This window comes from Mannheimia massilioguelmaensis (assembly GCF_000940515.1).
GTDB lineage: Bacteria > Pseudomonadota > Gammaproteobacteria > Enterobacterales > Pasteurellaceae > Basfia > Basfia bettyae.
The window spans coordinates 73,637-86,999 of the sequence record NZ_CDQL01000005.1; the positions used below are offsets into that span (position 1 = coordinate 73,637).

A 13,363-nucleotide genomic window follows, 5' to 3' on the forward strand; every position below is an offset into this window, starting at 1 on the left:
ATTGATTTCTTTTTGAACTTGCTCATTTGTCTATTATTCGCAATAATCAACCCATTCATTTGATTTTTTTTATGAATTAAAAACTGAAACGTTTTTGCAAGTTAAAATAACCAATTTTAGAATAAGGATTCAGAATGTTTAATTTATCAGAAAGCAACATTCACTTATCAGCTCAAGCCTCAAATAAAGAGCAGGCTATTCAGTTAGTTGCACAGGCTCTAGAACAAGCTGATTATGTGGAAAGTGGCTATTTAAAAGGCATGTTAGCACGTGAACAACAAACTTCAACCTTCCTTGGCAATGGTATTGCAATTCCACATGGTACTTTAGAAACGCGTAGTATGGTGAAAAATACTGGTGTTCAGGTGTTTCAATTTCCTCAAGGTATTGTATGGGAAGATGGTAATATTGCTTACGTTGTTATCGGGATTGCTGCACGTTCAGATGAACATTTAACTTTACTTCGTCAACTAACACACGTGTTAAGTGATGAAGAAAAGGCTAAGAAATTGGCGACCTTACAAGATGCAAAACAATTTCGTGCAATATTGATGGGAGAAGAAGAAACTTTTGTTGTTAATAGAGAAAATATTCACTTAGATGTTGATACTTCTAGTTTACTGGCTCTCGTCGCAATTAATGCAGGGCAATTGCAACAACAAAATGCTGTGGATAATCAATTTGTTGCAGAGATTATTGCAAATGCGGCATTACCTTTAGGAAAGGGATTATGGCTAGCAGATAGTGCGGTAGGAAATTTGAAAAATGCGCTTTCTTTTAGTCGTGCAAAACATCCTTTCGAAAATAATGGTAAAACTATTCATGCAGTTATTACCATCGCAATGAAAAATGAGAATTTGAATGATACGCTGATTCGGTTATTAGATAAGAAGGTTCAACATACTTTATTAACAGGAAATTTAGAGCAAATTCTTGCTGCATTAAAAGGCGATCCTATCTCTATAGAACAAACACCACCTTCCTTTTCTCAAGCTTCACAATCAAGCCATAGCGTCATAGGGACTTTCACCGTGCGTAATGAGAATGGCTTACATGCGAGACCAAGTGCTAATCTTGTGAATTTGGTGAAACCATTTGATGCTAATATCACTGTGGAAAATATTAGTCGTGGTACACCTGCGGTTAATGCAAAAAGTTTAATGAAATTAGTGGCATTAGGTGTTATTCGTGGCCACCGCTTACGTTTTGTTGCGGAAGGTAAGGATGCTCAACAAGCTATTGAAGCGATTGCTAAAGAAATTACATTGGGATTTGGTGAACCCGTTTCTGCAGTACCGCCAACAGAACCAGATAGAATTGAAGTAATAGATAATCAAACAAGCCAACCAGTTAAGGCTGAAGAAACCATAGCAGAAGAGGTCGAAGGTGTGTTTGTTGTACAAAATGATCATGGTTTACATGCGCGCCCTGTTGCGGTATTAGTGAACGAGGTAAAAAAATATCAGGCATCTATTGCTGTTCAAAATCTTGATCGCGATAGCCAATTAGTAAGTGCTAAAAGTGCGATGAAAATCTTAGCCCTTGGTGCAGTAAAAGGACATCGATTACGTTTTGTTGCCACGGGTGAAGATGCACAACAGGCAATAGATGGTATTGGTGCAGTAATTGCTACAGGTTTAGGAGAATAACCATGGCGAAAGTTGCAACGATTACCTTAAATACGGCCTATGATTTAGTGGGGCGTTTAAAACGTATTGAATTAGGTGAAGTAAATACGGTTGAAACCTTAGGTTTGTTCCCAGCAGGTAAGGGAATCAACGTCGCTCGTGTATTAAATGACTTAGGTATTCCTGTTGCTGTGGGTGGTTTCCTTGGTGAAGATAATGTTGGTGATTTTGAAACTTTATTCAAAAAAGAAAATATTGAAGATAAATTCCAACGTGTTGCTGGTAAAACACGTATTAATGTGAAAATCACAGAAACTGAAGCTGATGTGACGGATTTGAATTTTTTAGGCTATCAAATTAGCCGTGAAGATTGGAAAAAATTCACAGCAGATTCGCTTATTTATTGTCAACAATTTGATATCGTGGCGGTATGTGGCAGTTTACCTCGTGGTGTGACACCTGAGTTATTTCAAGTTTGGTTAAGTGAATTACATGAAGCCGGTGTGAAAGTGGTATTAGATAGTAGTAATGCTGCCTTAACTGCTGGGTTAAAAGCTAATCCTTGGTTGGTTAAACCAAATCATCGAGAGCTAGAAGCTTGGATTGGTCATCCTTTGAATAGCATTGCAGAAATTGTTACGGCTGCAAAACAGCTAAAAGCACAAGGCATTGCAAATGTGGTTATTTCCATGGGGGCTAACGGCTCATTATGGTTAAATGATGATAAAGTGATTCAAGCTCAACCAGCAAAATGTGAGAATGTTGTCAGTACAGTAGGTGCGGGTGATTCTATGGTGGCAGGGCTTATTTATGGCTTTGTTAAAGGTTTATCCCAACAAGATACGTTAGCTTTTGCAAGTGCCGTGTCTGCTTTCGCTGTTTCACAAAGCAATGTTGGTATAAGCGATCAACGACTCCTCGACCCCATTCTAGCTAATGTAAAAATTACAACGATTGAAGGATAATCAAATGAACATTTTTCTTACTCAATCTCCGAATTTAGGACAAGCAAAGACATTTTTATTGCATCAAGTCGCTAAGCAAGTCGCAAAACAGCAAAATTATCAAGTGGTAGATCAAGCTGAACAAGCAGATATTGTCATCGTGTTTGGAAAAATTTTGCCAAATGAGACCGCACTTTTAGGTAAAAAAGTCGCTTTAGTCGATGAACAACAAGTATTTTTAGCCCCTGAATCTGCATTGTCTGAGGCGTTAACTCATGCAATAGATTATGTTCAACCAGAAAGCATTCCGTCTGCTGCCTCTTCAACTCGTGTGAAGAATATTGTCGCTGTGACTGCTTGTCCAACAGGTGTGGCTCATACGTTTATGTCCGCAGAAGCCATTGAAACTTATGCAAAAGCTCAAGGCTGGAACATTAAAGTTGAAACTCGTGGGCAAGTTGGCGTAGGTAATCCAATTTCACCACAAGAAGTTGCTGATGCCGATTTAGTCTTTGTAGCAGCGGATATTGATGTGCCATTAGATAAGTTTGCAGGCAAACCAATGTATCGTACTTCAACGGGTCTTGCATTAAAGAAAACGGCTCAAGAATTTGAGAAGGCTTTCAACAATGCTCAAATTTATGAAAGCGTTGGTAAGGTTGCAAATGCGACTGAAACTCAAGGCGAAAAAAAAGGGGTATATAAACATTTAATGACAGGGGTATCACATATGTTACCTTTCGTGGTCGCTGGTGGTTTATTAATTTCTATCGCTTGGATCTTAGGTGGTATCTATGCAGGTGCGGAAGAAAATGCGGGTACCTTAGCTTATACATTAAATAAAATTGGTGGTACCGCATTTGGTTTAATGATCGCAGCATTTGCTGGCTATGTCGCCTATTCTATCGCTGATCGTCCTGGATTAGCGGTTGGTTTCATTGGTGGAATGTTAGCCAATGGTGCAGGTGCGGGTATCTTAGGTGGTATCTTTGCAGGGTTTCTTGCCGGTTATATTGTGAAAGCCTTAAATGACGTTATTAAATTACCTGCAACATTCAGCTCATTAAAACCTATCTTAATTCTGCCATTATTGGGTACAGCTATTGTTGGTTTAATCATGATTTATGTGATTAATGAACCTGTTGCTACCATAATGAAAAGCTTGGCTGAATGGTTAAAGACAATGGGACAAGCTAATGCCTTAGTTCTTGGAGCAATTGTTGGTGGTATGATGTGCGTTGATATGGGCGGCCCTGTAAATAAAGCTGCTTATACATTTGGTACGGGGTTAATTGCTTCACAAGTTTATACACCAATGGCAGCTGTGATGGCAGCAGGTATGGTACCACCTATTGGTATGGCGATTGCTACATGGATTGCTCGTTCTAAATTTACGGCGAGCCAACGAGATGGAGGTAAAGCTTCATTTATCTTAGGCTTATGCTTTATTTCTGAAGGCGCATTGCCTTTTGTTGCAGCAGATCCAATCCGTGTGATTGTTACTAGTATCATCGGTGGTGCAATCGCAGGAGCAATCTCAATGGGGTTAGGCATCACATTACAATCACCACATGGCGGTTTATTTGCACTAACTGCGGTATCTCAACCATTAATTTATTTAGGTGCAATTGCAATTGGTTCGGTGGTTACAGGTGTACTTTATGCAATTATTAAACCTAAACAAATGACAGCTGAATAATTACTTAATATGGAAAGTGCGGTCAGTTTTGGCTGCATTTTATCGTAATATTAGCCAAGCCATGAAAAAAGTTAGTTATTTTTCAATTACTAAAAAAGCCACCCTAAGGTGGCTTTTTAATCTAAAACAATGAGGCAATATTCCTATTTATAAGGCATTTTTCAATTATCTTTTTTGTGCTTTACAGCCTTTATATAAAATCTCACTAGCTGGATTTTGGATATTTACATCTGCTTTGCGGAAGTTATCGAATTCCATTGGATCACCATAAAGGCTAAAATTATTTTCATCGCCAAATGTTGTACCTGAAGCATCTGTGGTATTTAGATTAATTGGCATAAAACGAGTTTTACCATTTAATTTGGCTTCTGCATAAGTTGGAATACCTTGTTTATTAAAACCATATTTTACTGCTAATTTTTTACCATTTTGGCAGCTATATTTTACTTTTGCTGTTTTTACTGTACTTTCGTAAGCTTCCCGTGGGTCACTTTGTTCACCTGCTGCGTGTGCTAAACTACTTACCATTAAAGCGGCTGTCGCTAATACAATAAATTTTTTCATAAAACTCTCCTAGTTTAAAATTAAAATTTAGTACATCTGCTGATCAGATGCAGATGACTTATGCCTTTAGAAAGTAACTTTTTTAAAAAGTTTCTTAATTTTTTTTAGTTGCTTAATTTTTGCCCTCAAGTTCTTATGGTTATTTATGGCTAGATTATACTGAAAATCTATTACAGTTTAGTGGGATAGTATGAGTTTTAAATATGAATAATGTTTACATTTATTTACTATTTTAAAGTGAACTAAGGAGAGAATAAAGGGACAAAGAGAATATCTATATACAGGAGGAACAGTATGGATTTCAACTCAGTTTTAAATCAAGTATTAAGTGTCGCTCAAGAACAAGTCAAAAAAACTATCAATGGTAATTCAAATACAGATAAAGTGACAAAAATTGGTGGCGGTGCAGCTGCCATTGGTATTCTTTCAATGATTTTTGGACGTAATGGTGGCGCGGGGTTAGCCAAATTAGGTTCATTAGCTGCATTAGGTAGTTTAGCTTATCAAGCTTATCAAGATTATCAAACTAAACAAGTCAAAGGAAATTCCTCCGTGACTGAAAAGGAATTTACCCAATCAGCAGAGCATTCATCAGCGGATGTGAGTAAAGTTATTTTACAAACCATGATTGCAGCAGCAGCGGCTGATGGTGCAATTACAGAAGAAGAAAAGCAAGCTATTTTAAGTCATGCGGGTGAAGATCCTGAAGTCCAACAATGGATTCAACAAGAAATGTATCAACCTGCAACTGTACAAGAAATTGCTGAGCAAGTTGGCGATAATCCTGCATTAGCCACACAAGTTTATCTTGCCGCACGTGTTGTATGTTCAAATTTGGAACGTAAAGAAATTGTATTTTTAGCTAACTTGGCACAAGCATTAGGCTTAGAAGATGCTTTAGTTGAGCAATTAGAAAAACAAGCGGGTTTCTAATATTATTTTGTTTTTCTACGGCCATCATTCTGAAAAGTTTTATGGCCGTTTTTATTGATATATTGAGAAGAAAACGACCAACGTTTTTTGTAAGATTGATTCCATTTCTATTTAGTATTAAAGTAATCAATAATTAATTCAAACGAGGAAGAATAATGAAATCAGATAAACCTATTGAATGTGTCGGCTGTAATACTTTTGACGTTGGTTCAATTTTAAATAATGATGAAGTTGAGGCAAAGGTTGAAAAAGTTTTTGCTACTAAAGATCAGGCAGAGCAAGCTTTATCTCAGTTAATTCAAAAAGCACGCGATATTGAAAGTGACCCTTGTACAATTACCAGTGATATTTCTGAAGTTGAAGCTGGTTATAAATTAACTGCAAGTTTTGTGTTTAGTTGCCAAGCAGAATCAGTCATTTTCCAATTAGCTTTACGTTCATTTTAATAAGCTAGAAAGAACAAAGTGCGGTTAATATTTTCAAAAAATTAACCGCACTTTTTTTAATGTAGAAAACCGCATTATTTGCATCAATTGTTTATTGCAGGTATTTTATGCTGGTGGCAATAGAATTGATTTTATTCAGTTTTTTGATGATTAATCCTTTTTAAAATTTTTTGTGCATGAGTTCAAAGGCAAATAATATGAAAGTTGGTTTAGTGTTAGAAGGTGGCGCCATGCGTGGCATGTTTACGGCTGGTGTATTGGATGTATTTTTAGACGAAAATATTCATATTGATGGTGCGGTAACCGTATCCGCTGGCGCCTTATTTGGTATTAATTTGCCTTCAAAACAGCGTGGACGAGTGATTCGTTATAATAAAAAATATCTCAATGATAGACGTTATATGGGGCTATACAGTTTACTGACCACGGGCAATATTGTGAATAAAGATTTTGCTTTTTATGAATTGCCGTTTAGCCTGGATCCTTTTGATCAAAAAGCTTTTTTGCAATCAGCAATGGATTTCTGGGTGACGCTTACTAATGTAGAAACCGGTGAAGCTGAATATTTTAAAATCCAAGATGCCTTTAAACAAATGGAAGTATTACGAGCTACTTCCGCTATGCCTTTTGTTTCAAAGATGGTAGAAATTCATGGTCAGAAATATTTAGATGGAGGCATTGCTGACAGCATTCCACTGCAAAAATGTTTTGATCTCGGTTATGACAAAATTATTGTGGTTTTGACACGTCCTTTGGAATATCGTAAAACCCCAAGTTCTATGGCATTGTTTAATTTATTTTATCGTAAATATCCCAAATTAGCGGAACGTTGGGAAAATCGTTATGCGGAATATAACCAAACCGTGGAACGCATTATTGAGCTGAATAATCAACAACAAATCTTTGTGATTCGCCCTTCTCAAAGCCTTAAAATTAGTCGATTAGAGAAAGACCCTCATATGGTACAAGCGATGTATGAATTAGGCTTAGCAGATGGTAAAAAAGCCATTGAAGGGCTCAACGGCTATTTAGCAAGATAATATTATTTTTATCGATGCGATAACTACTAGCCTGATAGTTATGCTCAAAAGTGCGGTGTCGTTTTAAAAAATTTTCGTCACAATTTGTCGTTATAAAATCAACTGCTTCTAATACCAAATTGTTTACGCCAAGCTCTCGGGCTGATTTGGTGCTTTTTCAGAAAATGTTGTCGGAAACCTACCGCACTTTTAAAGCCAATTTGTTCAGCAATATTTTCGATAGTCAGTTGGCTACTTTCTAATAAATCTCGCCCTTTTTGTAATCGAGTCTCAATTAGCCATTGCGCTACGGACATGCCTGTTGCCTTACGGAAATGACGAGTAAACGTGCTACGGCTCATGGCTAGGCGAGTGGCCAGTTCATTAACAGAATGTGGAGATGGTAAGTTTTCTCGTAAGTAATCCAACAGTTGATTAATGTTTTCATTTGAGGTTTTTCTTGGTAAGGGCTGTTCAATAAATTGTGCTTGTCCACCTTCTCTATGGGGCGAGGTGACAAATAATCGAGCCATATGATTAGCAGCTTTGACACCATATATAGAACGCACAATCGCTAAACAGCAATCTAATCCTGCCACTGTACCCGCAGAAGTTATTAAGCGTTCTTCTTCCACATAAAGAGAATTCATATCTAATTTGATTTGTGGAAAACGTTGATGAAAATCTTCCTCAGCTTTCCAATGGGTTGCTGCCCGTTTGCCATCTAATAAGCCTGAATAGGCAAGGGCATAAGCACCATAGCATAAACCGACAACGGTTGCTCCTCGTAGATAGGCTTTTTGTAATGCAATTTTCAGCGCTTCAGTGGGCGGTTCAGCTGGATTGTTCCAAGCAGGGATAATGATAAAATCCGCTTGTTCAAGTAAGCTGAAATCACCATCAATATGTACCATAGTTCCGCCTGAAAGAGGAATCTCAGGTTGCTCTGCTACAATTTTCAAATCAAATAAAGGTTCACCATTTAAGCCACGTTCAGAAAAGACCATTTGAGGAATAGCAAAATGGAATAAACTGAAATGTGGATAAAGTATTAAAGCGACAGTTTTCATAATCATCTTTGTTATTTTTTAATAATTGACCCAATTTTTTCTTTTTATGAATAAAAAGTCAATTTTTATCTTTTCTATCATCTCGCAAAATATTTTCTGATTGCATCAGTAGAACATTTGATGATTAGGAATAAAGATGAAAGGTTACGAACAAGATTTACAACAAGCATTTGAATGTATTCAACAAGCGGAAGCTGTGGTTATAGGTGGGGCTTCTGGAATGTCTACTGCGAATGGCCATGATTTTTATCATAACAGCGATTATTTCAAAAAACACTTTAGTGAGTTTCAAGAAAAATATGGGGTCACGGGGTGTTTCAAGGCATTATATTATGCCTATCCTACCTCAAAAGAGCGTTGGGCATATTTATCTAAGCATGCTACTGCAATGTTTGATGAACCCGCAGGACAAACTTATTTAGATCTGTTTGAATTGGTTAAAGATAAACAATATTTTGTGATTACTACCAATCAAGATATGCAATTTTCAAAAGTATTCGATGAAGAACGTATTGCTTATCCACAGGGTGATGCGCATTGGTTGCAATGTAAACATCCTTGCCATGATGGTATTTATCCTGCGGAAGAAGCTGTACGTAAAATGTCTGCGAGTATCATAGGCACAGAAGTCGATCCTGATACGATTCCTCATTGTCCACATTGTGGGGCTGAACTAGAACCTTGGATCCGTTCTTATGAATTTTTAGAAGGTAAATTTTGGGCTGAGCGATTAAATCGCTATGAAGATTTTGTCATTAAAAATCATCATAAAAAGATTTTATTTATTGAATTAGGTGTAGGAAAAATGACCCCCAATATTATCAAGTGGCCATTCGCTAAGATGGTAAATAGTTGGGCGAATGCCTCATTAATTCGAATTAACAAAGATGAAGATCATTTTCCTATGGTAGAAGAAAATAAATCAGTCATTTTTGATCACAATATTGCGGAAGTTCTACATGATTTAGTAGCAATGAAAAAACAGAATCAAGCAAAAGTCGCATAAAAAAGTGCGGTTATATTTGGCGAAATTTTTATTTAAAGAGACTAAAATGAATACCATCTATCAACATATTGCCGAAAAAATTAAACAAGCTGATGCGATTTTAATTGGCGCAAGCAATGGATTGTCTATTTCCGAAGGTTTTAATATCTTCGCTGATAATGTATGGTTCCAACAACATTTTGCAGATTTTCGTAGTAAATTTGCTATCCATAGTATTTTGCAAGGCTATTTTTATGATTATCAGAAAGCCAATCAGCATTGGGCATATATAGCACGTTTGGCTAATTTAAAACGTTTTCATGAGCATTCAACTTCCATGATGCAGAATTTATATCAGTTAGTGTCTAATAAACCGCATTTTGTCTTAACTAGTAATACTGAAGATCATTTCACGTTAGCTGGCTTTAAATCTGAAAATGTTTTTGAGCTTGAAGGTAAAATAACCGAAAGCCATTGTGCTGCTCATTGCCATGATGGTGTTTATGATAATTCAGAGGCATTAAAAGCCATGGAAAATCATACGCAGACCACTGAACTTCCCGACTATTTATTACCTAAATGTCCTAAATGTGGGGGAGATATGAAAGTAAATATTGGCCATGGAGAACGCTTTTTTAGTACTTCTCATTGGCAAGTGAAACAACGAGATTTACAAGGCTTTCTGCAACAACATTCGGGTAAAATTATTTTAGTTTTGGAATTTGGTATTGGTTTTCGTAATCAATTAATTAAGGCACCGTTAATGAATTTAGTGGCAAGCCAGCCAAATGCGTTTTATGTGACTTTTAACAAAGGTGAACTTTATATTCCAGAACAAATTGCCCATCAATCTCTGGGCGTTGATGGCGATATTGCAGATGCATTGGAGGCTATTATCAGCTATCTTTAGGCACTACTCAGTATTTTAAAAGTGCGGTAGGATTTTTAGAAATTTTCTAGAAAAGAACCGCACTTTTATACTTTTTGTTATTTCAGTCATACTATAAAAGTACAGATTTTTTTGTTTTGGCGCTGTTCTTGCCGATAGATTAAATAATGTTTATGTAGATACAAACTTTTTCCTTTTAGTTAGAAATCTATTTTTTTAATAGGTGGCTTTTGAATGCCAAAATAATTAATACGAGTGCTACCATTGCCAATATGGCTAATAACCAAAAGGCGTTTTGACTACCTTGTAAGGTAGTCTCAGCAAAAGATGATGAAGTTGTTTGTTCTACAGCGATGAGACTTGCAGCAACTGATGTACCAACGGCGCCACTTAATTGTTGTAAGGTATTAATAATGGCATTGCCATCTGCAGATTGTTCATGGTTAAGTTGAGATAAACTAAAGGACATACTGTTACCGATGGCTAAACCCTGGCCTACGGTAAATACGATATAGAATATCATAGTAATTAACGTAGTTAATTGTTTCACAAATATGGCAAATAAAAGTGTTGCTATAACTAATAAAATAGCCCCTGTTAAAATAGGCGGTTTTACTCCGAATTTATCGTATAAACGACCTGCGATAGGAGCAATAAAAGCACCAATCAGGCAACCAGGAAGCAATAATAATCCAGCAATAAAAGTTGATGAGCCTGAAACAAGTTGTGAATAGTTTGGGATTAAAAACCCAAGGGATAATACATTAAATTGACCGATTAAGATAAATAATAATGAGAAACTGAAAGCATTATTGCGAAATAGGTAGAGATTTAACAACGGGGAAGATAAATGTATGGAACGCCACACAAATATTCCCAAGGCTAAAACAGCGATAGACATTAATTCTAAAACTGTTGAACCAACCCAACCCACAGATGCACTCTGCTCAGTAGCATAAACAAAAGCAGTAAAACCAATAATTAAAAGCACATAGCCGACTTTGTCAAATTGTGTTGTAATAGGTTTGCTGATTGGAGTGATAAATTTACTGCCTAAGATTAATGAAATCATCAATATGGGCAATAACACAACAAAGATCATTCGCCAACCATAAGTGCCAACAATAAATCCACCTAAAACGGGTCCTACTGCGGGTGCCATTGATGAAATTAACGAAGCAACGCCCATCATAAAACCAAGCTTACTTTTAGGAGTGATTGCCAAAATAATGTTAAACATTAACGGCAATGCAATTCCAGTGCCTGCTCCTTGCAATAATCGTCCTAACAACAGTATGGTAAAATTTGGAGCAATGATGCAAACTAATGTACCTATAATAAATAGCCCAATAGCCATAAAAAATAACGTTCGTATATCAAAGCGTTTTTTCAAAAAAGACGATAATGGCATAATCAATGCTAATACTAGTAGATAGCCTGTGGTTAACCATTGCACGCTTGAAGTGGTAATCTGCAAATCTTTCATTAATGTGGGAAAAGCGACGTTCATTGCCGTTTCACTAACGATACCACTAAATGACATTAATGAAGTAGAAGCTATAGGTAAAACTAAGCGAAGAGAAAGCCCTTCGTTATGTTGTGAATAAATATGTTGCATAACTTATTACTTGTGAGATTAGCTGAATATTTGAGAAGGGCGTTTGATTATTTCAAACGCCCTGATGGAGTTAAGCATTACTTAGAGATTTTATCAATCCAAGAGAATAGCTCCAGTAAATCATAATCACCTGAATGTGGTATTCCCCAAGGTAAGGCATAATCTACTTGTTTGCCATTCATACGCAATTTTATTGCCAGTATGGCGGAAATAGCGTGTGATGTATCGTAATCAGACGAACCAGCACGGATACGCCAATAGGTTGCTGATTGTGGATTATCAATATAATTCATCGCATTTATAATATGAATAATATTACTATCTGCCATTTTGCCGTTTACTTGGCTATTTTCGAAACTGTAAGCAGTAAAATGTTTATTGTTGGTGGTTTTATCACCAAATAAATTATTTTCTCCAGAGCTTAAATCCAAAGCATCAAAAGCAGGCGGTGTTTTCATACGTTTTTTGTGTGCTATAAAGGCATCGAAATTAACAGCGGTTACTTTGCCATTCTCAATAGTTAAGTATTTTTCATTTGATAAATCTATACCTTCTGAGATAGCTTTATTTGCCGAAGCGACAATCTGTTCAGCAATATAATCTTTGAAGCTACCATTACCATCAGCATCTAATTGCAAAGGCTGACCGTTGCTGTCTTTAAGATTTAAACTGTTTAAATAAGCAGGGAATTGTGCTTTGAGTTGCTTGGAGACATTGCGCTGTTTGCTATCTAGACTTCCTGTTATCATAGGCATAGCTTTAGAGCGATCATTATAGGTTTGCGCTGTTAGTTTAGACATGTCCATTCGTTCATAATCAGTTAACGTATGAAATTGCCATTCATAAGCCATATCTGCGTGTTCTAAATTTGTGATAGGGCAATACGCAGATACTGCGAAAATGCTATCGCTTGCTTGAGCAGCGCCTAATTCTGCGAAATAGTTTTCATAATCCGTACTATTTCCACTTGCACCCAATAATGCCGACATCGCTCCGCCAGCAGAGGTGCCATTAGAAATAATTTTATTTGCATCACCAGGCATTTTGGCATCATTTGCATGTAGATAACGAACCGCTGATTTTAAGTCAATAATTACGGCAGGTGCTTTCCCCGTATAATTGCCATCATGACCAAGAGTACGCCCTCTTGCCCCAACTGAGGCCACTACATAACCTTGTTTTAAGGCTTGTAAAATAGTACTTGTTTTTCCACCCATACCTTTTGCTTCCGCTGTTGCGGCAACCGCTGGCATATATCCGCCAATGCTATTAGGTAAGAAAATAGGAGCTGTTTCTGAGCTGTAGCCATTAAGTTTTTTAGCTAAGAAATAGGCTTCAGGGACATAAAAATTAATGGTTTGATATTCTGCTTCAACAGGATTTTTTACATACACAATTTTTTCAATCGCACGATAAGAAATCACTTCTCCATTTACGTTAGTGCTACGTTTTACGAATTTACTTCCATCAAAATCTAAACTAAAACCATGATTAGTTTGATTAGCAAAAGGGACATTTTTTAATGGATTATCACCCATTGGCACGGCATGAGCGGTCATCATAAAACT

General features: G+C 36.7%; 12 protein-coding genes. 8 read left to right on the top strand and 4 right to left on the bottom strand.

The genetic code is table 11. The features are described 5' to 3' along the window. The first annotated feature begins 134 nt into the window (after positions 1-134). Genes fruB through BN1226_RS03500 form a run of 3 tightly spaced genes read left to right on the top strand, consistent with a single transcriptional unit; the run spans position 135 to position 4,271 of the window. Positions 135-1,649, top strand: coding sequence for a fused PTS fructose transporter subunit IIA/HPr protein (gene fruB, locus BN1226_RS03490; protein ID WP_044470015.1), 1,515 nt, complete (start codon positions 135-137; stop codon positions 1,647-1,649). Positions 1,650-1,651: 2 nt separating this feature from the next. Beyond that, on the top strand, positions 1,652-2,593 hold the full coding sequence (gene fruK / locus BN1226_RS03495; protein ID WP_044470016.1) for a 1-phosphofructokinase: 942 nt from the start codon (positions 1,652-1,654) through the stop codon (positions 2,591-2,593). 4 nt (positions 2,594-2,597) lie between these two features. Next, positions 2,598-4,271, top strand: coding sequence for a fructose-specific PTS transporter subunit EIIC (locus BN1226_RS03500; RefSeq protein ID WP_044470017.1), 1,674 nt, complete (start codon positions 2,598-2,600; stop codon positions 4,269-4,271). 165 nt (positions 4,272-4,436) lie between these two features. Here the strand turns inward: BN1226_RS03500 and BN1226_RS03505 are convergent, their stop codons facing one another. Further along, positions 4,437-4,835, bottom strand: coding sequence for an ACP-like domain-containing protein (locus tag BN1226_RS03505; protein ID WP_044470018.1), 399 nt, complete (start codon positions 4,833-4,835; stop codon positions 4,437-4,439). A 294-nt stretch (positions 4,836-5,129) separates the two neighbouring features. Here BN1226_RS03505 and BN1226_RS03510 point away from each other — a divergent pair, with 294 nt between their 5' ends. From BN1226_RS03510 to BN1226_RS03520, 3 genes are all read left to right on the top strand, one after another. After that, positions 5,130-5,768 carry a tellurite resistance TerB family protein gene (locus BN1226_RS03510; RefSeq protein WP_044470019.1) on the top strand — a complete coding sequence of 213 codons (639 nt, stop codon included), beginning with the start codon at positions 5,130-5,132 and terminating at the stop codon, positions 5,766-5,768. Between the two features lie 155 nt (positions 5,769-5,923). Continuing rightward, a complete protein-coding gene (locus BN1226_RS03515; protein WP_005760944.1) occupies positions 5,924-6,214 on the top strand; it encodes a YfcZ/YiiS family protein in 291 nt (96 codons plus the stop codon). A gap of 197 nt (positions 6,215-6,411) precedes the next feature. Next, entirely contained in the window at positions 6,412-7,254 is an 843-nt protein-coding gene (locus BN1226_RS03520; RefSeq protein ID WP_044470020.1) for a patatin-like phospholipase family protein, read from the top strand. 98 nt (positions 7,255-7,352) lie between these two features. On the opposite strand, the gene BN1226_RS03525 is transcribed toward BN1226_RS03520, so the two are convergent. Beyond that, positions 7,353-8,303 carry a GlxA family transcriptional regulator gene (locus tag BN1226_RS03525; protein WP_420835341.1) on the bottom strand — a complete coding sequence of 317 codons (951 nt, stop codon included), beginning with the start codon at positions 8,301-8,303 and terminating at the stop codon, positions 7,353-7,355. A 136-nt stretch (positions 8,304-8,439) separates the two neighbouring features. On the opposite strand from BN1226_RS03525, the gene BN1226_RS03530 reads away from it, so the two are divergent. Together BN1226_RS03530 and BN1226_RS03535 are read left to right on the top strand one after the other, a co-directional pair. Continuing rightward, the gene (locus BN1226_RS03530) at positions 8,440-9,309 is read left to right on the top strand and encodes an SIR2 family NAD-dependent protein deacylase (RefSeq protein WP_044470022.1); all 870 of its coding nucleotides are present in this window, start codon (positions 8,440-8,442) and stop codon (positions 9,307-9,309) included. Between the two features lie 46 nt (positions 9,310-9,355). After that, entirely contained in the window at positions 9,356-10,198 is an 843-nt protein-coding gene (locus tag BN1226_RS03535; protein WP_044470023.1) for an SIR2 family NAD-dependent protein deacylase, read from the top strand. 187 nt (positions 10,199-10,385) lie between these two features. On the opposite strand, the gene BN1226_RS03540 is transcribed toward BN1226_RS03535, so the two are convergent. After that, positions 10,386-11,795, bottom strand: a complete 1,410-nt coding sequence (locus BN1226_RS03540; protein WP_044470024.1) for an MDR family MFS transporter — start codon at positions 11,793-11,795, stop codon at positions 10,386-10,388. Between the two features lie 77 nt (positions 11,796-11,872). Beyond that, positions 11,873-13,357, bottom strand: a complete 1,485-nt coding sequence (locus BN1226_RS03545; RefSeq protein ID WP_044470225.1) for a subtype B tannase — start codon at positions 13,355-13,357, stop codon at positions 11,873-11,875. Positions 13,358-13,363: the final 6 nt, after the last annotated feature.